The organism is Mycolicibacterium fallax, from assembly GCF_010726955.1.
Classification (GTDB): Bacteria; Actinomycetota; Actinomycetes; order Mycobacteriales; family Mycobacteriaceae; genus Mycobacterium; species Mycobacterium fallax.
This window is the reverse complement of record NZ_AP022603.1, coordinates 515,601-536,915: the sequence shown is the minus strand read 5'-3', so window position 1 is coordinate 536,915 and position 21,315 is coordinate 515,601. Positions and strand designations below refer to the sequence as shown.

Annotated in this window: 23 protein-coding genes and 1 tRNA gene; 3 read left to right on the top strand and 21 right to left on the bottom strand. The window is 68.7% G+C overall.

The window, feature by feature from the left end; all coding sequences use genetic code 11:
* Positions 1–92 precede the first annotated feature (92 nt).
* The 9 genes from pdxT to G6N10_RS02565 form a co-directional block, all read right to left on the bottom strand.
* On the bottom strand, positions 93–671 hold the full coding sequence (gene pdxT / locus G6N10_RS02605; RefSeq protein ID WP_085094164.1) for a pyridoxal 5'-phosphate synthase glutaminase subunit PdxT: 579 nt from the start codon (positions 669–671) through the stop codon (positions 93–95).
* On the bottom strand, positions 668–1,504 hold the full coding sequence (gene tesB, locus G6N10_RS02600) for an acyl-CoA thioesterase II (protein WP_085094166.1): 837 nt from the start codon (positions 1,502–1,504) through the stop codon (positions 668–670). The genes pdxT and tesB overlap by 4 nt, the downstream gene beginning before the upstream one ends.
* 94 nt (positions 1,505–1,598) lie before the next feature.
* The gene (locus G6N10_RS02595; RefSeq protein WP_085094168.1) at positions 1,599–1,859 is read right to left on the bottom strand and encodes a Txe/YoeB family addiction module toxin; all 261 of its coding nucleotides are present in this window, start codon (positions 1,857–1,859) and stop codon (positions 1,599–1,601) included.
* A 5-nt stretch (positions 1,860–1,864) separates the two neighbouring features.
* Complete coding sequence (locus G6N10_RS02590) at positions 1,865–2,122, bottom strand: type II toxin-antitoxin system Phd/YefM family antitoxin (RefSeq protein ID WP_085094170.1); 258 nt, start codon at positions 2,120–2,122, stop codon at positions 1,865–1,867.
* Between the two features lie 38 nt (positions 2,123–2,160).
* On the bottom strand, positions 2,161–2,505 hold the full coding sequence (locus G6N10_RS02585; protein ID WP_085094172.1) for a type II toxin-antitoxin system PemK/MazF family toxin: 345 nt from the start codon (positions 2,503–2,505) through the stop codon (positions 2,161–2,163).
* Complete coding sequence (locus G6N10_RS02580) at positions 2,499–2,747, bottom strand: CopG family ribbon-helix-helix protein (protein ID WP_085094174.1); 249 nt, start codon at positions 2,745–2,747, stop codon at positions 2,499–2,501. The genes G6N10_RS02585 and G6N10_RS02580 overlap by 7 nt, the downstream gene beginning before the upstream one ends.
* Before the next feature lie 45 nt (positions 2,748–2,792).
* Entirely contained in the window at positions 2,793–5,894 is a 3,102-nt protein-coding gene (locus tag G6N10_RS02575) for a type I restriction endonuclease subunit R (RefSeq protein ID WP_085094176.1), read from the bottom strand.
* Between the two features lie 3 nt (positions 5,895–5,897).
* Positions 5,898–7,160 carry a restriction endonuclease subunit S gene (locus G6N10_RS02570; protein WP_085094178.1) on the bottom strand — a complete coding sequence of 421 codons (1,263 nt, stop codon included), beginning with the start codon at positions 7,158–7,160 and terminating at the stop codon, positions 5,898–5,900.
* Positions 7,157–8,893, bottom strand: a complete 1,737-nt coding sequence (locus G6N10_RS02565; RefSeq protein WP_085094180.1) for a type I restriction-modification system subunit M — start codon at positions 8,891–8,893, stop codon at positions 7,157–7,159. Before G6N10_RS02565 ends, G6N10_RS02570 begins: the two co-directional genes overlap by 4 nt.
* Before the next feature lie 403 nt (positions 8,894–9,296).
* Here G6N10_RS02565 and G6N10_RS02560 point away from each other — a divergent pair, with 403 nt between their 5' ends.
* Entirely contained in the window at positions 9,297–9,800 is a 504-nt protein-coding gene (locus tag G6N10_RS02560; RefSeq protein ID WP_085094473.1) for an excisionase family DNA-binding protein, read from the top strand.
* A 30-nt stretch (positions 9,801–9,830) separates the two neighbouring features.
* Entirely contained in the window at positions 9,831–10,418 is a 588-nt protein-coding gene (locus G6N10_RS02555) for a PIN domain-containing protein (RefSeq protein ID WP_085094182.1), read from the top strand.
* A gap of 5 nt (positions 10,419–10,423) precedes the next feature.
* On the opposite strand, the gene pdxS is transcribed toward G6N10_RS02555, so the two are convergent.
* From pdxS to G6N10_RS02515, 8 genes are all read right to left on the bottom strand, one after another.
* The gene (pdxS, locus tag G6N10_RS02550) at positions 10,424–11,341 is read right to left on the bottom strand and encodes a pyridoxal 5'-phosphate synthase lyase subunit PdxS (RefSeq protein ID WP_085094184.1); all 918 of its coding nucleotides are present in this window, start codon (positions 11,339–11,341) and stop codon (positions 10,424–10,426) included.
* Positions 11,342–11,445: 104 nt separating this feature from the next.
* Entirely contained in the window at positions 11,446–12,462 is a 1,017-nt protein-coding gene (locus G6N10_RS02545; RefSeq protein ID WP_085094186.1) for an NUDIX hydrolase, read from the bottom strand.
* Positions 12,462–13,586, bottom strand: a complete 1,125-nt coding sequence (locus tag G6N10_RS02540; RefSeq protein WP_085094188.1) for a glycosyltransferase family 4 protein — start codon at positions 13,584–13,586, stop codon at positions 12,462–12,464. Before G6N10_RS02540 ends, G6N10_RS02545 begins: the two co-directional genes overlap by 1 nt.
* Positions 13,586–14,509, bottom strand: a complete 924-nt coding sequence (locus tag G6N10_RS02535) for a phosphatidylinositol mannoside acyltransferase (protein WP_085094190.1) — start codon at positions 14,507–14,509, stop codon at positions 13,586–13,588. Before G6N10_RS02535 ends, G6N10_RS02540 begins: the two co-directional genes overlap by 1 nt.
* Positions 14,506–15,192, bottom strand: coding sequence for a phosphatidylinositol phosphate synthase (gene pgsA / locus G6N10_RS02530; protein WP_085094192.1), 687 nt, complete (start codon positions 15,190–15,192; stop codon positions 14,506–14,508). Before pgsA ends, G6N10_RS02535 begins: the two co-directional genes overlap by 4 nt.
* Entirely contained in the window at positions 15,189–15,746 is a 558-nt protein-coding gene (locus tag G6N10_RS02525; RefSeq protein ID WP_234810476.1) for an ATP adenylyltransferase, read from the bottom strand. The genes pgsA and G6N10_RS02525 overlap by 4 nt, the downstream gene beginning before the upstream one ends.
* Entirely contained in the window at positions 15,743–17,797 is a 2,055-nt protein-coding gene (gene thrS / locus G6N10_RS02520; protein WP_085094194.1) for a threonine--tRNA ligase, read from the bottom strand. Before thrS ends, G6N10_RS02525 begins: the two co-directional genes overlap by 4 nt.
* A 56-nt stretch (positions 17,798–17,853) precedes the next feature.
* Positions 17,854–18,435, bottom strand: coding sequence for a PaaI family thioesterase (locus G6N10_RS02515; protein ID WP_109750449.1), 582 nt, complete (start codon positions 18,433–18,435; stop codon positions 17,854–17,856).
* Between the two features lie 120 nt (positions 18,436–18,555).
* Between G6N10_RS02515 and G6N10_RS02510 the strand changes: the two genes are divergently transcribed.
* Complete coding sequence (locus tag G6N10_RS02510; RefSeq protein WP_085094196.1) at positions 18,556–19,233, top strand: hypothetical protein; 678 nt, start codon at positions 18,556–18,558, stop codon at positions 19,231–19,233.
* A gap of 9 nt (positions 19,234–19,242) precedes the next feature.
* Here the strand turns inward: G6N10_RS02510 and G6N10_RS02505 are convergent, their stop codons facing one another.
* The 4 genes from G6N10_RS02505 to G6N10_RS02495 form a co-directional block, all read right to left on the bottom strand.
* The gene (locus G6N10_RS02505; RefSeq protein WP_234810477.1) at positions 19,243–20,109 is read right to left on the bottom strand and encodes an SDR family NAD(P)-dependent oxidoreductase; all 867 of its coding nucleotides are present in this window, start codon (positions 20,107–20,109) and stop codon (positions 19,243–19,245) included.
* Complete coding sequence (locus G6N10_RS02500; RefSeq protein WP_085094200.1) at positions 20,094–20,696, bottom strand: hypothetical protein; 603 nt, start codon at positions 20,694–20,696, stop codon at positions 20,094–20,096. Before G6N10_RS02500 ends, G6N10_RS02505 begins: the two co-directional genes overlap by 16 nt.
* 75 nt (positions 20,697–20,771) lie before the next feature.
* Positions 20,772–20,948, bottom strand: a complete 177-nt coding sequence (locus tag G6N10_RS20000; protein ID WP_165757658.1) for a hypothetical protein — start codon at positions 20,946–20,948, stop codon at positions 20,772–20,774.
* Between the two features lie 186 nt (positions 20,949–21,134).
* A tRNA-Val gene (locus tag G6N10_RS02495) sits at positions 21,135–21,209 on the bottom strand.
* Positions 21,210–21,315: the final 106 nt, after the last annotated feature.

Genomic DNA, 21,315 nt, shown 5'->3' with positions numbered 1-21,315 from the left:
CAGGATCTGCCCTCTTTCCGCGATAGCTTTGTCCTGCCAGCAGTCTACGTTCGGCCTGCCCGGGGGCCTCATCGGGCGTGGCAGTCAGCGAGTCACAGCGCGTCGACGAACAGCCGGTGGATCCGCCGGTCGCCGGTGACCTCCGGGTGAAACGCGGTGGCCAGCACCGCGCCCTGGCGGACCGCGACCGGGTGCCCGGCCGCGGTGGCCAGCACCTGCACCTCGGGCCCGACCCGCTCGACCCAGGGCGCCCGGATGAACACCGCGTGCACCGGGTCGTCGAGCCCGACAAAGTCCAGGTCCCCCTCGAAGGAGTCGACCTGGCGGCCGAAGGCGTTGCGGCGCACGGTCATATCGATAGCGCCCAACGGCACCGCCTGACGGCCGGGCGCCCCGGCGTCGACAATCTCGGTGGCCAGCAGGATCATCCCGGCGCACGACCCGTAGGCCGGCAGGCCGTCGGCCAGCCGCTGCCGCAGCGGCTCGGCCAGCTCGAACACCCGCAGCAGGTGACTCATCGCGGTGGACTCCCCACCCGGAATGACCAGCCCGTCCACCGCCTCGAGCTCGGCGCGGCGGCGCACCGGGATCGCCTCGGCGCCGACGGCGCGCAGCGCCGCCAGGTGTTCGCGGACATCGCCCTGCAGGGCCAGCACCCCGACCCGGGTCACGGCCGGAAGTCGCGTTTGTAGCGGGTCAGGCCCTCCTGCATCACCGCGGCGACCAACCGGCCGTCCCGGGTGAAGATCTGGCCCTGGCACAGCGCGCGGCCGCCGCCGGCGAACGGCGAGGACTGGTCGTAGAGCAGCCACTCGTCGGCGCGGAAGGTGCCGGCGAACCACAGCGCGTGATCCAGCGAGGCGACCATCAGGTTCTGCCGCAGGTCCAGGTGGTTGACCTGCGCCGAACCCAGCAGGGTCAGGTCGCTCATGTAGGCCAGCGCGCAGATGTGCAGCACCGGGTCATCCGGCAGCGGGTCGCGGTGCCGGAACCACACCTGCTGGCGGCTGACCTTGCCCGGAACCGGCGGCAGCTCGTCGCGCGGCACGATCCGCACGTCCCACTCGGCGAACTGGGCGAAGCCGGGCTCGTCGAAGAACTTCCCGCTGCGAAAACCCGGCAACTGCTCGGGGTCGGGGGCCTGCGGGACGGCGTCCTGGTGCTCGGGGCCGGCCTGCTCGGTCTGGAACGACGCGGCCATCGAGAAGATGGTCTGGCCGTGCTGGACGGCCGAGACCCGGCGGGTGGCAAACGATCCGCCGTCGCGGACCCGTTCGACCAGGTAGACCGTCGGCGCGCGGGCGTCCCCGGGGCGCAGGAAGTAGCCGTGCAGGGAATGCACGTGGAACTGCGGTTCGACGGTCCGCACCGCCGAGACCAGTGACTGGCCGGCGACGTGCCCACCGAAGGTGCGCTGCAGGAAGCCCGATTCCGGGCTGAACACCCCGCCCCGGTAGATGTCGACCTCGAGCTGCTCCAGGTCGAGGATCTCCTCGATCGCCATCGGCTACCAGCCGCGTTCGGATGCCAGGGTGACCACCATGGCGATGAGAATACCGGCGCCGCCACCGGCGTCCGCCGGCGCCAAGACCCGGCCGCTACCTGCCATAGTGGTACCGGCAGGCCGCAATGCGGACGTCATGATCGCCGGCCTTGTAAACCAATCGGTGCTCGTCGGTGATCCGACGCGACCAGTAGCCGGCGACGTCGCTGGTGAGCCGCTCGGGCTTACCGATGCCCGCATTGCCGTTTCGGATGATGTCCGCGATGAGCGCATTCATGCGCTTGAGCACCCTGCGGTCCTGGGCCTGCCACCACAGGTAGTCATCCCAGGCGTTCTCATCCCAGATCAGCGGCATGGGGGTCAGTCGACGTCGAGCAGGCCGTGCTCGGTCCCGCCACCACCCTCCAGGCGTTCCATGGCGTCGAGCAGCCGACGGGCGTTGGCCGGCGAGCGCATCAGGTAGGCCGTCTCGCGCAACGACTCGAAGTCCGCGAGCGAAACGATCACCACCGGCTCGTGACCGGCGCGGGTGATGACCACCTCTTCGCGATCGTCCACCACGCTGTCGAGGACCTCCGCGTAGCGGGCCCGCGATTCGGTGTAGCTCATGGTCTTCATAACGCCTCCTGTACAGAAAAGTGTACGTGGAGGCAAGGTCACAGGTCCAGCACCCGCCGAACACCCGCATCGATTGCGTCCATCAGGCTGCCCGGCAGCTCCACACCCGTGTCATCGAGGTCAACGCGGTCGACGGTCATCGGCTGCGAGACGTTGACGACCGAGTCCTTCGGCAACCCGGACGACAGCGCCGGGAGGAACACGTTGCCCGGGTGCCGAGCAAGGTCCGTGTTCGAGGTGATCGGCAGAACGACCATCGTCGAGATTCTCGACGAGTTGTACCGGTCGGATTGCACGACGACGGCCGGTCGCCGCTTGGCGGGGGCGCTGCCCCTGAGTTCGCCGACGCCGACCCAGCACACGCCTCCGCGCTGGATCACCACTCGTCCGATGCGTCAGCCAGACGGGCATTCGCGGTTCGACGCAGCTCGGTGGAGCTGCCCCCGGGCTGCCCAACGGCCTCGATGGCGTCATTGATCTGCGCCGTCAGATCCGCATCGGCCAACTCGTCGGCGTACTGCTCGGCCGCGCGCCGATAGAACTCCGACCGTGTCATCCCGTGCCGCTGCGCGATCCGGTCGAACCGCTCGGCGGCGTCATCCGGGAGACTTATCGCGGTCTTCATGGACCGATTGTATAACTTTTCATACCTCGGGACGCCGATCGGCGCTCACCCGGCTGCGGACACCACCTGATGGAACCACTTCGCGATGTCGGAGATCAGGTGAGTCCGGCCGGGCGCATTGGTGAAGAAGTAGTCGCTCATCTTCGCGTGAGCACCCTGGTTGTCCACGACCGCACCGGTGACCGCATCGTCGAAGTCCGGTGACTCGACAAACTGCTTGGCGGAGTTGACTTTCGCCTGCTGCACCAGTGCGTGGTCGTCGAGCAACGTTGCCAGCAGCGCCTCCAAGAACGACACCTTCTGCGACTCGGTGAAGTCCTCGGACCCGAACAGGTCGTTGAGCCGGTCGAGGACCTGTTGGAACGCAACCATTTTCGGGTCTCGCTTCTCCCCCGACCCGGCTGCGGTCACACCGACCAGCCCGGTCCGGGTACCCAGCCCGATGTCGACGCGGCCCTTGTCGATTTGTTTGACGTGCTTGAGGACCACGTCGGACAGGTCGATCGGCGCGGTGTAGTTCTCCGGCCGGATGACCCGCTCCAGGTTCCGCAGGTAGACCTGCTTCTTCTCCAACTCGGGGTCGCCGTAGTCGATGATCTGGGACATGAAGTCGTAGAGCCGCACAAACGATCCGACGTCCTTGCGGAACATGTCCAGCTCGGCGATCGCGGCCTTGTCGCCCTCCCCGCCGTTGTCGATCAGCGCGGCCTGATAGCGCTCGGCGAAGCGTTTCTTGCCGGGGTCGATCGCTGCGGACAGGGCGTGGTTGCCCTTCCCCTTGACGAATGCCTCGGCGCACTGGTCGATCTCGGCCTGGGTGTAGATCCCGAACGTGTCGAGCTTCGCGGCGAGGTCGTGCACCAGGTTCGGGTCGGTCGCGGTCTCCAGGAACGCGTCGGTGAAGTACGGCTCGAACGCCTCGCGGATCGCCGCCGGCTCGTTGACGAAGTCCACCACCTGGGTATCGGCCGCGGTCTTGGCGACACCGGACGGGGTGCGGTAGGTGCGGTTGAGCCGCGACAGGGTCTGCACCGCGGTCACACCGGACAGGATCCGGTCGACGTACATGGCGCACAGCAGCGGTTGGTCGAATCCGGTCTGGAACTTATTGGCGACGATCATGATCTGGTACGGATCGCCGCGAAACGCCGTCCGCAGATCGCGCACACCGGGGTTCATGTTCGCCTCGGTGAAGTCGTCCGGCCCCGACTCGGGGTCCTGCACGGCCCCGGAGAACGCCACCAGGGTGCCGGAGCCGTAGCCCTTCCTCGCGATGTAGTCGTCGATCGCCAGCTTGTACCGGACGGCAGCCTTGCGGGAGTCGGTGACCACCATCGCCTTCGCGTGCCCGTCGAGCAGCTCGGCGACCTTCTCCCGGAAGTGTTCGACGATGATCGCGGACTTCTGGCTGATGGTCTGCGGGTTCAGCTTCACCCACTTCATCACCGCCTTGGTGGCTTCGCTCTGGTCCACCTCGGTCCCGCCGCCGGCGTTCTGTCCGATCTGGAACGCCAGCTTGAACGAGTGATACCCGGTCAGCACGTCGAGGATGTAGCCCTCCTCGATGGCCTGCTTCATGGTGTAGACGTGGAACGGCACCGGGTTCTCCCCCGTCGACGGCTCCCGGCCGAACAGCTCCAGCGTCTTGCCCTTCGGGGTCGCGGTGAACGCGAAGTAGGAGATGTTCTCCGATGCGGCCCGTTCGGTGGCCTCCGCGGCGAGGATCGCCTCGACGTCGACCTCCCCGCCCTCCTCGATGTCCTTGAGTTCCTCGGCGGTCAGCACGGCCTTGAGCTTGCCGGCGATCTGGCCGGACTGCGACGAGTGCGCCTCGTCGGCGATGACGGCGAACGTCTTGCCCCTGAGCCCCTTGCTCTTTCGGATCTCGTCCATGGCGAACGGGAAGGTTTGGATGGTGACGACGATGATCAGCTTGCCGTCGGACAGGGCCTTCGCCAGCAGTCCCGCCTTCGTCGCGCCGACCTTGGCCGCCTCGTCGCGATCGATCGCCACGACGATGCCCTGATCATTGTCGATCTGTTTGATCGCATCCTGCAGCTGGGCGTCGAGGACGTTGCGGTCGGTGACCACGATGACCGAGTCGAAGACCTTCTCATTGTCGACCTGCAGGCGCGCCATCCGGTGCGCGGTCCAGGCGATGGAGTCGGTCTTGCCGGACCCGGCGGAATGCTGAATGAGATACCGGTGCCCGGCGCCCTCGGTGGTGACCGCCGCGGTGAGTTCGGTGACGGCCTCCCACTGGTGGAATCGGGGAAACCGCAGGGTCGACGACTTGCTGGTCTTTCCGCTGATCGGGTCGGTCGAGGTCTCGTGCTTGATGTACATCAGCCGGCCCAGGATGTTCAGCCAGGCATCGCGCTGCAGAACCCGTTCCCAGAGATACGAGGTCCGTGACCCCGTGGGGTTCAGCGGGTTTCCGGCGCCGCCGGTCTCCGTCCCGCGGTTGAACGGCAGGAAGTGCGTCTTCTCGCCCGCGAGGCGGGTGGTCATCCACACCTCGTCGTTGGAGACGGCGAAGTGCACCAGCGCCCGCTTGCCGGAGGTGAACAGCGGCTGCGGCTTCCCGGTTGCGGGATCCTTCGGCAGTCGGGAGGTGCGGTACTGGGTGATCGCGTCGGCAACGGTCTGGGTGAAGTCGGTCTTGAGCTCGGCGGTGGCGACCGGCAGGCCGTTGACGAAGAACACCAGGTCCACCGATCGGTTGTCGGCGGTGGAGAAATACACCTGCCGCATCACCCGCAACCGGACCGCGGCGTAGTCGGCGTTGCGCTTGGGGTTCAGGGTGGACTCCGGCCGGAACACGCACATCGCCAGCTTCGCCGACAGGTGGGAAAACCCTTTCCGCAACAGGTTCAGGGTGCCACCGCCGTTATCCAGCTGTGTGTCAAGGACCTTCACGATCCGGTCGAGCAGCTGCCCCTGCTGCTTGGCGAGGTCCTTGGAGCCCGGCTTGACGACCTTCGCCAGCTGGTCGGGCTGGGTGTCGGCGAGCCAGCCGAGGACGTCCTCGGGGAACAGCGCCCGTTCCTTGTCGTATCCGGTGCCGCTCGGGGAGTACAGCCAGCCGTGAGCGGCCAGGTACTCGGCGATCTCCTTCTCGAACTCGATCTCGTTGTGCTGCGCCATATCTCAGGCCACCTCCGCCCGCACGTCGATCTGCCCCGTCACCGCCGCGGTGATCAGCGCGGACCGGCGCTCGCGAGCGAGCTCGATGAACCGCTCGGTTTCGGCGATGAGGGTGTCGATCTTCGAGGTCTGCTCGTCGAGGTAGGCTGCGATGCGCCGCTGCTCGTCGAGGGGTGGGACGGGGACGGGGAGCCTAAGGAACACCTCGGGATAGATCCGGAGTCGCGAAGACCAAATCCCTCGCGAGTAGCGGGTCATCTCAACGACGTACGGGCGCGATCTGTACAGGTAGTCGAAGTACCTCGGTTCGAGCGCTGCGTGTCGCAATGGCCGATAAACCCCATATGCGGGGCTGACGATGCCCGAGTAGCTGGAGACGCCGAGCGCACCCATCCACGCCCACATCGTATTGATGACGAGATCGCCTGGTTCCACAAGCCGGTAACCATCAAGGCTGTCCGCCTCGATCATGGTCACGTTCTTCTCGGATCGCGGGGTCACCCCGGTCAGATGGGAGACGGATAGGAGTTCCTCGGATCCGTCTGCGGACACGCCGTCCGCCTCTTCAAGAATCTGCTTGTTGCGGAGACGATTCCAGTGGACAGGGACCTTCGGTGCCGGTTCGATCACAGACTGAACCCCGATGTCCCCGTCGATACCGCACCAAACACTCTCATCGATGCTTGTCTGCCTGCGTTCCCGCAGCAGGTCGATGAGCCGCTGCTGCTCCTCGATGAGCGTGTCGATCCGGGCCGTCTCCCGGTCCAGGAAGTCGGCGATGGCGCGCTGCTCGTCGAGCGGAGGAACGACGAGGACAAAGTTCCGCACATCGGTCGCGGACACGCGCTTCAGACCGCCCGCCCCAGTCAATCGAGCTGTCCCGTACTGCCGAAAGACTGCTGACTGAAGGGTGAAGTCCAAGAACCGAGCATCCGTCGAGGGACGGGGACGGAGTGTGTAGACCTCGGTTGTAGCGAATCCGACTCCGTTGGTCAGACCTGATGCGACGGCACCTTTCCCGTTCTCGAAACACGGTGTTACCTTCGCGAGCACAACGTCGCCATTCGCGACGAACGTGTACCCAGACAACGCATCCCCTGCACGGATCTCACGCGAAAGGTCCAATCCACCGCGCTCGCCGACAGCCTCCATCGGCAGGAATGAGACCAACCGGTCAGGGTCAGCTCTCAGTGCAGAAGGGACCGCCGGGTCGACGTCCAGGCAGAACCGCAGCCGCGTCCGGCCCTGCTCAGCGACACCGCTCACTGCTCGATCTCCCGCAGCAAGTCCATAATCTTCGCGACCTGTTTTTCCAGATCCGCGTCGATCTCGGCGAGCGGCCGGGGCGGCACGTACTTGTAGAAGTGCCGGGTGAACGGAATCTCGTAGCCCACCTTGGTTTTCGCGGTGTCGACCCAGGCGTCGGGCACGTGCGGCAGGACCTCGGCGTCGAAGTAGGCCTTGATCGTCGCTGCCCGACCGGCGTCGCCGTCGGTGTTGCCGCCGTAGGTGAACGGGATGTTCTCGGTGTCGCGCAGCTTGGAGTCCGGCTTCGGGTTGCCCTTCCGGTCAGTGGACACCTTCCCGGTCTCGGTCAGCAGCGGCCGCTCGACGGTGATGGTCCAGTAGCCGAAGTCGTTGGCGGTGAACACTTTCGAGTAGTCGGGGTCGGCGTCGTCAAAGCCGTCGTAGAGCGCCAGGATGCGGTCGCGGGCCTTCTCGTCGACCTCGCGGCTCTTCGATCCGAGACTCTTGCGCATCTTGGTCCAGAACGAGGTGGCGTCGATCAGTTGCACCGTGCCGAACCGCTCGGGCCGCTTGGTGTTGTCGAGGATCCAGATGTAGGTGGCGATGCCGGTGTTGAAGAACATGTTCGTCGGGAGCGCGATGATCGCCTCCACCAGATCGGATTCCAGCAGCCACTGCCGGATCTGGGACGGCCCGGACTCGGCGGCGCCGTTGAACAACGGCGACCCGTTGAGCACAATCCCCGCGCGGCCGCCGCCGTCGTGCGCGGGCCGCATCTTCGACGCCAGGTGGCTCAGGAACAGCATCTGCCCATCGCCGATCGACGGAAGCCCGTGCGAGAACCGGGAATTCGGTGCCAGCGCTTCCTTCTTCACCGATTCCTGGGCGGCTTTCCAGTCCACCCCGTAGGGCGGGTTGGACATGCAGAAGTCGAAGGTCCGGTCGAAAAACAGATCGTCGTCCAGGGTGTCGCCGAGGCGGATGTTGCCGGCGTCCTGCCCCTTGGCGATCATGTCGGACTTGCAGATCGCATACGACTGGTCGTTGATCTCCTGCCCGTACAGCCGCAGCCGGGCCTCGGGGTTGCGTTCCAGCAGCCGCTCCTCGGCGACCGACAACATGCCACCGGTACCGGCGGTGGGATCGTAGATGGTGCGGACGGTGCCGGGTTCGAGCAGCGCCGCGCTCTCCTCGGCGAACAGCAGGTCCACCATCAACCGGATCGCGTCGCGCGGGGTGTAGTGCTCGCCGGCCTCCTCGTTGGACGCCTCGGCGAATTTGTAGATCAGGTGCTCGAACAGGTCGCCCATCTCGGCGTTCGACATCACGTCGGGGTGCAGGTCCACCTCGGCGAACTGCGATGTCACCAGGTACAGCCGGTTCTTCTCATCGAGGGTGGCGAGCTCGTTCTCGAACTTGAACCGTTCGAAGACGTCGATGTTGGCGGAGAACCCGGTGATGTAGTCCATCAGGTTCGCGCGCAGGCCCTCCGGGTCCTCCAGCAGCGTCTTGAAGTCGAACGCGCTGGTGTTGTAGAACGCCAGGCCGGTCTTGCGCTTGACCTGCACTTCCAGGGCTCCGCCGGTGTACTTCTCGGCGAGGATCCGCACCTCGTCGCGGCTGGGTTCGAGGATGCAGTCCAGGCGCCGCAGGATCGTGAACGGGAGGATCACGCCGCCGTACTGGTGCGGTTTGTACACACCCCGGAGCTGATCAGCGATCCCCCACACGAAGTTGCCCAGCTTGCTCAACCCGATCTCCCCTTCCGCTGGTCCCACTTCCCGTCTGCAGGTGCGTCCCGTGAGCCTATGCGGCCGGACTGAAGCCTTGGTCGCTGGTTGCCGAGTGTGTCGTCGGGTCCGGTTGACGAGCTCCGCAGCCAGTGGCGAACTATCCACAGCCCTGCGGTGTTCAAGTTCGGGAAGTTTCGTATTCGAGGTCGTAATCTCCACCGCGCTGACCATCGACTACCGCGACTTCCCCGCCTCGATCACCGACGCCGTCGTCTACCCGGCGCCGACCCACTCACCATGCTCGTGAGCCACACGCCAGGCCGAACCGATCGGCATCCACAATGAGCACGCTTTCGTAACTTTCGTAACGGCGGTAGGCTGGGTCTAGTTCCTGGCAGATGAGATGAAGGAAGTGAGACCCTTGAGCAGCGCCTCCGCGGAGATTGTCAACCCGGCTCCGGCCGACGCCAATGGACTTGCCGATGTCCTGAGCTTCATCGAGGCGCACGAGGCCCGTCACCGGACCTCTCCCGAGCCTGCCTTCTTCCTGTCCGGCGCGAGCGAACATGACCGCGTCGAACTGACCGAACAGCTTCACGAAGTCCTCAAGCGTGCCGCCCACGCTCTCAGCCATGGCCAGTCGATCAGCATCCTGACCCGCGACCAGGAAATCTCCACCCAGCAGGCCGCCGAGATCCTCGGCCTCAGCCGCCCCACGGTGGTTCGCCTCATCGATGACGGCGAGCTAGCCGCCCACGTGCCCGGCACGGTCCGACGCAAGCTTCGGCTTGCCGATGTCCTTGCCTACCGCGAGAAGCTTCACACCCGGCGCAACCGGTTCATCGCCGAGAGTATGGAGGAGTTCGCCGACGCCGACGCCGACGAAGTCGCCGAGTTGCTCGCCGAGGCGAAACGCAAGCGTTGATCGCCGCGGCGTCTGAAAGATTCGTCCCACGTGTATCGCGCCGTCCTCGACACCTGTGCCCTGGTGCCCAGCCTTCAGCGTGACTTCCTGCCGCAGCTGGCCGCCGAGGAGGCATACGCGCCGCTGTGGGGGTCCGGGATCCTCTTCGAGCTGGACTACGTACTCGCCGGCCTGCACGACAGGCGCGGGACCAGTGATAGCGCCAGTCGCCGGCAGTACCTTTTCGATCAGCTTAAGCAAGCGTTTCCGGGCTCCCAGGTCCACGCACCCAAAGGCCGCGAGTACAGCTACGGACTCAACGATCGCAATGACGGCCACGTCGCCCACGCCGCGATCATCGGCAAAGCCGATGCCATCGTCACCGACGATCGACGTGCCGGGTTCAGCACAGCACGCGTGCTCGTGGAGGCCGAGATCGAGACCTTGTATCCCCATCAGTTCGCCGCCAACACCGTCTCAGCACACCCGCACGCTGGCCTGCGGGCTTTGCGAGAGATGTCAAACCGCCGGGCCAACCCGCCGCAGACACCGGAGCAGGTCCTTGAGCTGCTGGTGACGCGGCACAGGATGACGTCGGTCGCCGAGATCCTGTTGCCGCTACTGGCAGCGGACAGCTGACGAGCTCACCAGCCGCGTTCGGCCAGCCGATGCGGCGCCGGGATCTCGTCGACGTTGATGCCGACCATCGCCTCACCCAGACCGCGGGACACCTTGGCCAGCACGTCGGGATCGTCGTAGAAGGTGGTGGCCTTGACGATGGCGGCCGCGCGGGCCGCCGGATCACCGGACTTGAAGATGCCGGAGCCGACGAACACGCCCTCGGCGCCGAGCTGCATCATCATCGCCGCGTCGGCCGGGGTGGCGATGCCGCCGGCGGTGAACATGGTGACCGGCAGCTTGCCGGCCTTGGCCACCTCGACCACCAGGTCGTAGGGCGCCTGCAGTTCCTTGGCGGCGACGTAGAGCTCGTCGGGCGACAGCGAGGTCAGCCGGCGGATCTCGGCGCCGATGCTGCGCATGTGGCCGGTGGCGTTGGAGACGTCGCCGGTGCCGGCCTCGCCCTTGGAGCGGATCATCGCCGCGCCCTCGGTGATCCGGCGCAGCGCCTCGCCGAGGTTGGTGGCGCCGCAGACGAACGGCACGGTGAACGCCCACTTGTCGATGTGGTTGGCGTAGTCGGCCGGGGTGAGCACCTCGGACTCGTCGACGTAGTCCACGCCCAGGCTCTGCAGGATCTGCGCCTCGACGAAGTGGCCGATCCGGGCCTTGGCCATCACCGGGATGGTGACCGCGGCGATGATCCCCTCGATCATGTCCGGATCGCTCATCCGCGACACCCCGCCCTGCGCGCGGATGTCGGCGGGCACCCGCTCCAGCGCCATCACGGCGACGGCGCCGGCGGCCTCGGCGATCTTGGCCTGCTCGGGGGTGACAACGTCCATGATGACGCCGCCCTTGAGCATCTCGGCCATGCCGCGCTTCACCCGCGCGGTGCCGGTCTGTTCGATGCTTGCCGAGGAATCGGCGGCGGCGCTGTTCACGTGCGTGTTTCTCCTTAAACCGGATGGGATTGCCACCAGTCTAGGCCGCAAACATCGGCCACCGATGAGCCGGTCGGCGCAATCGGTGACCGGCCGGGCGCGGGCTACCGGATCACCGCGGGCTCGGCCGGGGCCACTCCGGTGTCGGCGACGGCCGCGGCCTCGGCCAGCAGCTCCGGCAGTTGCAGCGGGTACACCGTTTCGCCCTCGTCGTTCAGCGCGGCCAGCGCGGCGGCGTCGCACCAGCGGTGCCCGTGAATGTAGCGGCGTTCCAGCGCGGTGCGCCCGGCCAGCGACAGTTCGAAGCGCGGCGTGCGGTAGACGAAGTAGAACTCCCGGCTGCGCATCACCGAGCCGTTGAAGTCGATCACCGAGTCCCGGCGCCACACCGGCCCGATCAGATCGGCCGCGGCGGCCCGCAGCCCGGTCTCCTCGGCGAGTTCGCGCACCGCGGTGTCGGCCAGCGGCTCGCCGGCCAGCGCCTGCCCGCCGACGGTGAACCACCAGCGCCGCGCGGTGCCGTCGGTGATCGCCGGGTCCGAGCCGCACAGCACCAGCACCGCCCCGGCCGGGTCGATCAGCACCACCCGCGCCGAGGTCCGCGGGTCGGCGGCCCCGGGCGCACCGGCGCGCTCGGCGATCTCGAAGTAAGTCGGCGCGGCGGCGTGCCCGCCCAGCCGCAGCGCCCGGACCATGGTGCGTTCCCGCAGCGCGCAGGTGTCGCGGACGGCGTCGTTGTGGAAGCGCCGGGCCAGCAGCACCCGGGCCTCCGCGTCGGCCAGCTCGGCGACCATCACCGCGGGCAGCCGCTCGGGGTCCACCGTGCTCAGCGCCCCGGACAGCTCGTTCTCGGCCTGCTCCCGGGCCACCCGGGGAGCCCGCTCGGCGGCGTCGGCGAGCGCGGAGAGCCGGCGGCCCTCCGGCGTCGGCCCGTAGGCGTCGACGGCGACCGCCCGGGCCACCACGGCGCGGCGGGCCAGCGCGGCGTCGAGGGCCTGCCAGGACAAGTCGTAGCGCACGTGCAGCCGGTCCAGCCGGTTGGCGGTCTGAAACGCCCAGGTGCCCAGCACCAGCAGCACCACGATGATCAGCACCAGCAGCGCGACGAGCGGCCACATCATCAGCTCGCCACCGTCACCTTCACGCCGGGGGCCGCGACGGTCTCATAGACCCGCATGATCTGGTCGGCGACCACCGACCAGTCGAAGCGCTGCACCGCCGCGGTGGCCGAGGCGACCATCCGGGCGCGCGCGTCGTCGTCGTCGAGCAGCGTGCTGACCGCGGCGGCCAGCGCCGCGGAGTCGCCGATCGGGAACAGGGCGCCGTCCTCGCCGTCGCGCAGCACCCGCCGGAACGCGTCCAGGTTGCTGGCCACCACCGGGGTGCCGGCGGCCATCGCCTCCACCAGCACGATGCCGAAGCTCTCCCCGCCGGTGTTGGGGGCCACGTACACGTCGGCGCTGCGCAGCGCGGCGGCCTTCTCGGCGTCACTGACCTGGCCGAGGAAGCGCAGCTGCCCGGCGTGCGGGCCGGCCTGCTCGCGCAGCGCGTCCTCGTCGCCGCGCCCGACGATCAGGATCTCGATGTCGGGGTAGCGCGCCACCAGCGCGGGCAACGCCCCGATCAGGGTGTCCATCCCCTTGCGCGGCTCGTCGAAGCGCCCCAGGAACAGCACCGAGTGGCCGGGCCGCGGGTAGCCGTCCAGCAGCGGCCCCTCGGCGAACTCGGCGACCGGCACCCCGTTGGGGATCTCCACCGCATCCGAACCCAGCGCCTCCATCTGCCAGCGCCGGGCCAGGTCCGACACGGCGATCCGGCCGACGATCTTCTCGTGGAAGGGCCGCAGGAAGCCCTGGACCAGCGACAGGGTCAGCGATTTGGTCGTCGAGGTGTGAAACGTCGCGACGATCGGCCCCTCGGCGGCCTGCAGCGCCAGCATCGACAGGCTGGGGGCGTTGGGTTCGTGCAGGTGCAGCACGTCGAAGTCGCCGCGGGCCAGCCACCGCTTGACCCGGCGGTGGGCGGCCGGACCGAACCGCAGCCGGGCCACCGACCCGTTGTACGGGATGGCCAGCGATTTACCGCCGGAGACGACGAAGTCGGGCAGCTCGACTCCCGGCGAGGACGGCGCCAGCACGCTGACGTGGTGGCCGCGCTCGATGTACACCTCGGCCAGCTGCAGCACGTGGGCCTGCACGCCGCCGGGCACGTCGAACGAGTACGGGCACACCATGCCGATCCGCATCAGGCCTCCGGCTGCGGGGGTTCTGCCAACCGGGCCCGGCGCTCGGCGGACAGGTCGGCGACCCACTGCGGTTGCAGCATGTGCCAGTCCTCCGGATGGGCGGCGATCCGCTCGGCGAACACGTCGGCCAGCGCCTGAGTGATGACCGTGACGTCCCCGGAGCTGGTGTCCAGCGCCGGCAGGATGTCGACCACCCAGCCGTCGGGGGTGTTCCAGCAGTGCGCCGGGTGCAGCGGGGCCCCGGTCTCCAGCGCCAGCTTCGCCGGGCCGGCCGGCAGCCGGGTCTGCTCCCCGAAGAAACTCACCTCGACCCCGCGCCGGGTCAGGTCCCGGTCGGCCATCAGGCAAACGAACTGGTTGTCCCGCAGCCGGTCGGCCAGCACCTGCATGGGCGGGCGGTCCCCGCCGGTCAGCGGCACGATCTCGAAACCGAGCGACTCGCGGAACTCCAGGAAGCGGCGGTACAGCGATTCCGGTTTGAGCCGCTCGGCGACGGTGGTGAACTGGCCGAACTTGTGCACCAGCGCCAACCCGCCCATGTCCCAGTTGCCGCTGTGCGGCAGCGCCATCACCGCGCCGGTGCCGGCCGCCCTGGCGTTGGCGAAGTGCTCGATGCCGACGATGGTGTCCTGCAGCTGCACCCGCAGCCGGTCCTGGTTCATCGACGGCAGCCGGAACACCTCGCGCCAGTACCGGGCGTAGGACTCCAGCGAGGCCCGGATCAGCGCGTCGGGCACCTGCTCGGGCGCCACCCCGATCACCCGGGCCAGGTTCTTGCGCAGCTGCTCGGGGCCGCCGTCGCGGGCACCCCAGTGGGCGCCGAGGTCGAACGCGCCGCGGGCCACCGGCTCGGGCAGCGCGCGGACCAGCCGCCAGCCGGCCGCGTAGCTCAGGTCCGAGAGCTGCTCCCCGATGCCGATCACCGGGTGCCCGGCCCGTCCTGGACGGGTCCGTCCGGGTTGGCCGCCGAGGCCACCGGCATCGGGTCCAGCGCGCCCTCGGAGCCGCGCACCGACCAGATCCGCTGAGCGACGGTGATGACGCTGAGCCCGGCCAGCACCCACATCGCGACGATCAGCACCATCGGGGCGGGGTGTCCGGGCAGGTCGGAGAAGAACGCCGCGGCCAGCACAATGATCAGCCGTTCCGGGCGTTCGATCCAGCCGCCGTCGCCGCGCAGGCCGCTGGCCTCGGCGCGGGCCTTCACGTAGGAGATGACCTGGGAGGAGACCAGGCAGATCAGCGTGGCGACCAGCAGTTGGCGGGAGTCCAGCACGAACATCGCCCACCAGGCCAGCCCGGTGAACACCGCGCCGTCGCTGATCCGGTCGCAGCTGGCGTCCAGCACGATCCCGAATCGGCTGCCGTAGCCGCGTTCCCGGGCCATCGCGCCGTCGAGCATGTCGGCCAGCACGAAGAAGGTGACCACCAGCGCGCCGATGAACAGCTCGCCCATCGGGAACAGCACCAGCGCACTGGCCACCAGCCCGGTGGTGCCCAGCACGGTGATGGCGTCCGGGGTGAAGCCCAGCTTCAGCGCTCCCCGGGCCACCGGGCGCGACACCTTGGAGTAGGCCGCCCGGGTGAACACATACATGTCGCTCACGGGGTCTGGGCCGCCCATTCGGAGGCCAGCAGGGCGCGGGTGTCGCGCAGCAGCTGCGGGATGATCTTGGCCTCGCCGATCACCGTGATGAAGTTGGCGTCACCGGACCAGCGCGGCACCACGTGCATGTGCAGGTGCTCGGCCAGCGAACCGCCGGCCGGCCGGCCCAGATTCAGCCCGACGTTGAACCCGTCGGGCCGGGAGACCGCCTTCATCACCCGGATCGAGCGCTGGGTGAAGTCCATCAGCTCGGCCGATTCCTCGGCGGTGAGTTCCTCCAGCTCGGCGACCCGCCGGTAGGGCACCACCATCAGGTGGCCGGGGTTGTACGGGTAGAGGTTGAGCACGGCGTAGACCAGCGCGCCGCGGGCCACCACCAGGCCCTCCTCGTCGCTCATCAGCGGGATGTCGGTGAACGGCTGCTTGGAGCCCGCCGACCCGGAGCGGTCCTTGACCGCGCTGACGATGTAGTCCATCCGGTACGGCGTCCACAGTCGCTGCAACCGGTCCGGCTCCCCGGCGCCCTCCACCGCGTACTCCCCCGCGCCGGTCACGTCGCCGCGCCGACGTCGAGCAACTCGGCGGTGGGCACCTCGTTGCGCCGGGCGCCGACCCAGGCGGTGATGGCCGCGACGGCCTGGTCGCGCGGCACCCCGTTGATCTGAGTGCGGTCACCGAACCGGAAGGACACCGCGCCGGCCTCGACGTCGCGGTCGCCGGCCAGCAGCATGAACGGCACCTTCAGGTTGGTCTGGTTGACGATCTTCTTGGCCATCCGGTCGTCGCTGGCGTCCACCTCGGCGCGCAGCCCGGCGTCGCGCAGCTGCTCGGCGACCTCCTTGAGGTAGCCGACGTGCTCGTCGGCGACCGGGATGCCGACCACCTGCACCGGCGCCAGCCAGGCCGGGAAGGCCCCGGCGTAGTGCTCGGTCAGCACCCCGAAGAACCGCTCGATGGAGCCGAACAGCGCGCGGTGGATCAGCACCGGCTGCTGGCGGGTGCCGTCCGGGGCGGTGTATTCCAGCCCGAACCGCTCGGGCATGTTGAAGTCCAGCTGGATCGTCGACATCTGCCAGTTGCGGCCCAGCGCGTCGCGGACCTGCACGGAGATCTTCGGGCCGTAGAACGCCGCGCCGCCGGGATCGGGCACCAGGGTCAGGCCGGATTCCTCGGCGACCTCGCGCAGCGTCGCGGTGGCCTCGTCCCACACCTCGTCGGAGCCGACGTACTTGTCCGGGTCCTTGGTGGACAGTTCCAGGTAGAAGTCGTCGAGGCCGTAGTCGGCCAGCAGTTCCAGCACGAAGCCCAGCAGCGAGGCCAGCTCGTCGCGCATCTGCTCGCGGGTGGTGTAGATGTGCGCGTCGTCCTGGGTCATGCCGCGCACCCGGGTCAGGCCGTGCACCACCCCGGACTTCTCGTAGCGGTACACCGAGCCGAACTCGAACAGCCGCAGCGGCAGATCGCGGTAGGACCGGCCCCGGGACCGGTAGATCAGGTGGTGCATCGGGCAGTTCATCGGCTTGAGGTAGTAGTTCTGCCCGGGCTTACGCAGCGTGCCGTCGTCGTGGTACTCGGCGTCGATGTGCATCGGGGGGAACATCCCGTCGGCGTACCACTCCAGGTGCCCGGAGGTGACGTAGAGCTGTTCCTTGGTGATGTGCGGGGTGTTGACGAACTCGTAGCCGGCTCGCTGATGCTTTTGCCGGGAGTAGTCCTCCAGCTCGCGGCGCACCACCCCGCCGCGCGGGTGGAACACCGGCAGGCCCGAGCCGAGCTCGTCGGGGAAGCTGAACAGGTCCAGCTCCACGCCGAGCCGGCGGTGGTCGCGGCGCTGGGCCTCCTCGATCAGCTCCAGGTGGCGGTCCAGCGCCTCCTGGGATTCCCAGGCGGTGCCGTAGATGCGCTGCAGGCTGGCGTTGCTCTGATCGCCGCGCCAGTAGGCCGCCGAGCTGCGGGTCAGCTTGAACGCCGGAATGTAGCGGGTGGTCGGCAGGTGCGGCCCGCGGCACAGATCACCCCAAATGCGTTCCCGGGTACGCGGATTGAGGTTGTCGTAGGCGGTCAGTTCGTCGCCGCCGACCTCCATCACGTCGGGGTCGCCGGACTTGTCGTCGACGAGTTCGAGCTTGTAGGGCTCGTTGGCCAGTTCGGCGCGGGCCTGCTCCTTGGACTCGTAGACCCGCCGGTCGAACAGCTGGCCGTCCTTGACGATCTGGCGCATCCGCTTCTCCAGCGCGGCCAGGTCCTCGGGGGTGAACGGCTCGGCGACGTCGAAGTCGTAGTAGAAGCCGTCGGTGATCGGCGGGCCGATGCCGAGCTTGGCGTCGGGGAACCGCTCCTGCACCGCCTGGGCCAGCACGTGGGCCGCGGAGTGCCGGATGACGCTGCGGCCGGCGTCGGTGTCGGCGGTCACCACGGTGACCTCGGTGTCGACGGCCGGGGTCCAGCTCAGGTCGCGCAGCGTGCCGTCGGCCTCGGCCACCACCACGACGGCGTCCGGGGCGCCCCGGCCGGGCAGGCCGGCCTCCCGCGTCGCGGCGCCGGCGGTGGTCCCGGCGGGCACCCGGATCGTCGATGCGGCGGCGGGTTCGGCGGGGGCACTCATGGCGGCTCTTTCGCTGAGGGTCTGCGGGCGTTGATCATGCTATCGCCGGGCGCCGCTCAGGGCTGGCCCGGCTTCAGCTTCAGGAACAGCGCGCTGGCCTCGGTCAACACCTTCTCCCCGTCGAACAGGGTGGCGTCCACGATGATCTTGCGGCCCTGCTGGGACCGCAGCCGGGCCACCACGTCCAGTTGCCGCTGCACCGGGACGATCGCCCGGTAGTCGATGTGCAGGTAGGCGGTGCGCTGGGTGAACTCCCCGCTGAGCACCGCGGCGGTGTAGCCGAGCACCGAATCGAACAGCAGTCCCAGCGCCCCGCCGTGCGCGGCGCCGTTGCGGCCCAGGTGGTAGCGGTCGAACCGCACCCAGCCGCTGACGGTGTCCGAATCGGTCTTGGTCAGCTCGGCGGGCACCGCCAGGATGTTGCCGCGATTGGGCAGGTCGTAGCGCCGCCCCGACGGGGACGCCCATTCGTCGGCGTAATAGGGCTCCAGCAGGCCGCTGACCTGCTGGAGCAGGTCAGCGGCGGCGGTGATGACCTGATCGGGGGCGTCGGCGGCGCGGGCGTGGTCCTGCACGGTGCGCACCGCCGCCAGGAACCGGCCGTAGTCCGGTCCGCCCTTCGCGGTGGCCTCGGGCATGTTGAATCCCCCGCCGGCGTGCTCGGCGGCGCTGTCGGTGGTCACGGTCACCGACGGTAACCTGCCCGCCCCCGGGCGGTTTCGGCCCCGGCCCCAAACGCCACCCACTAGATTCTGGCTATGAAGTTGCGAGGGTGGCTGGCCGCCGCACCGACGATCATCCTGCTGGCCGGCTGCACCAACCTCGTACCGGGTCATCCGGTGGCCGCCGACGGCGCGGCCCCCGCCCCCACCACCGCCACGACCAGTGCGGCGGCCCCGCCGCCGCAGGCCGCCGCGCTGCTGACGCCCAGCGGCGCGCAGACCCCGGCGGGCATCGTCGCGCAGAGCCCGGTCGGGGTGAACTACTTCACCTCCGCCGATCCGCCGGACTGCGCGGCGGCGATCCTGTTCGTCGGTTCGCCGCTGATCCCGCCCGGTTCGGTCGACCACGCCGAGACCTCGTACACCACCGGCGGCGCGGCGATGATGGCCGAATCCGTCGACGTCTACACCGAGACGCTCGATCCGGACCGGCTGCGCCTGGACGGGTTCACCGCGGTCAGCAAGTGCACCGGCGAGGCGGTCGGGAACGCGCCGCAGGGGCCCGGCGATCCGATGTCGCTGACGCAGTTCTCGATGGCCGGCGACGGGGTGCTGGTGTGGACCATGTCGCGGCCGGACTGGACGTGCGACTACGGGATGGTCGCGGTCGAGCACGCGGTGCTGATGCTGTCGCTGTGCGACGCCGCGCCCGGGTTCCCGATGGAGCAGTGGGCCACCCAGCGGCGCGAGCAACTGCTGGCCCAGGACCGCTGAGCGGGCCTGTCAGCGCAGGATCACCGTCGACGGGGTGCGCGGGTCCCCCAGCATGGCCCGGTGCGACGGCGGGGTGCGCCCGCCGTCGTCGGTGACGCCGTAGCGGGCGGCCAGTTCGGCGCCGATCAGGGTCTGCCCGGACAGCGCCTTGACCTCGGGGTCGCGGTGCAGCGCGTCGATGAGACGGCCGGTGAACTGCGGGGTCTCGGCGTGCTCGGCGGTGGCCGCCAGCGCGGCGGGGTTGCCGTCGAAGGCCCGGCGCAGCCGCTCGGTCAGCAGAATGCCCATCCAGATCGAGACGACGGTGACCGGGGTGTCGGCGAAGTCGACGGCCATGTCGGCGGCCAGCTTGTCGATGCCGGCCTTCTGCGCGCCGTAGGCCGGCCCGTGCATGTAGCAGACCGACCCCGGCGAGGAGGTGAACACGATCAGCGGTGAGCGCCCGCGCAGCAGCAGCGGCGCGGCGTGCCAGGAGGCGACGTAGCCCGAGCGCAGCCCGACGTCGAGCACATCGCCGAGTGCCAGCGGCTTGTCCCAGAACGGCGCCGGGTCGGTGAGCCGCTCGCTGATCACCGCGGCGTTGTTGACCAGCAGGTCCAGCCCCGGGTTCGCCGCGGCGACCTGCTCGAACAGCGCGGCGACCGCCGCGTCGTCGCGGTGGTCGACCCGCACCCCGATGCCCTCGCCGCCGGCGGCGGTGACCGCCGCGGCGGCCGCGGTCAGGCCGTCGGATCGGGCCGGGTCAACGGTGCGACCGGTGAGGTAGACCCGCCAGCCGGCGGCGCCGAGCGCCTCGGCGATGCCGCGGCCGGCACCGCGGGTGGCACCGGTGACGACGGCAACGGGCCGGGCGTCGCCGCTCAAGCGCCGTTGCACACGCCGGAACCGCGGATGGCGTTGCCATACACGTAGGCGGTGGCGACGTTGGCGTTGATCTGCCCGGCCGGGCGCTGCTGCTTGATCTTGTCGCTGATCTGGGTGAACTGGTACCAGAGGTGGTAGAAGGAATCACCGTGCTCCAGCGGCGAGTACTGGCTCTGGTCGGGGTAGTTGATGATGTAGAGGATGTTGGCCCGCGGCTCCAGGAACGTTGCGCTCTGGTCCAGGTTCGCCGCGACGACGTTGCCGGCGTTCTGCACGCCGGTCGCGGTCCAGACATCCTTCTGGCCGGCCAGGAAGTGCTGGAAGCCGGAGACGCCGCTCATCAGCGGGTCGTACTGCGCGTTGAACCACTGGCAGGACTCGCGCATCGCGGTGTTCATCTCCGGGGTGACCCGGTTGGCCCACAGGCTGTTCGGCCAGACGTTGGTGCGCGGCATCCAATCCGAGGGCGCCGGCTGGAACACCGGCAGGGACGCGACGTCGTCGGCGGCGGCGGGGACGGCCAGCGCCCCGGCGGACACCAGCGCGGCGGTCACCGCGATGCCGAACCGACGCAAACCGTGTTTCCAATTCAGGACCATTGGCCGATTATCCAATGCCCGCACCGGCCGGTGGGCGGTATGGCCGGAAATGGGCGTGCGCCGGCCCGCGCCGGCTCACTCGAAGTCGAAGATCGAGTGCGCGTCGTAGAAGTGCAGCACGTAGCGGCAGCGGGTGCAGACCAGCAGCGTCATCCGATGGGTGGTGAACCCCCACCGGGACTCCTGCCGCGATTCCTCGCGCTGAAACTGATCGTTGCGGCACAGCGGGCAGGCCAGCGTGGGAGCGGTCATCACCCGAGTTTAAAACCGGGCCGGCCGGGTCGACGGCACCGGTTTTCGCGGCCGGGATTGCGCGCCCAACGCGCTTGGCGGCGGCGCAGTTCTTGTCGGGCCAGCGCGTTCTTGTGCACTTCAGCCTCGGCCGCTGGTCACCAGGCAAAGAAAAACCCCTCCGACGCTGGTCAGAGGGGTTCCCGGTGGTGGTCCCGGCTGGTTTCGAACCAGCGACCTTCCGCGTGTGAGGCGGACGCTCTCCCACTGAGCTACGGGACCGGGAGTCGGCGTCGAGACGAGCTCAACGACGCCGAAGGTTAACACGGGCGGAGTCCCGTACTGAAATTCCGGTCCGACCCGCGTCCACCCGGACTTATCGTTGGCA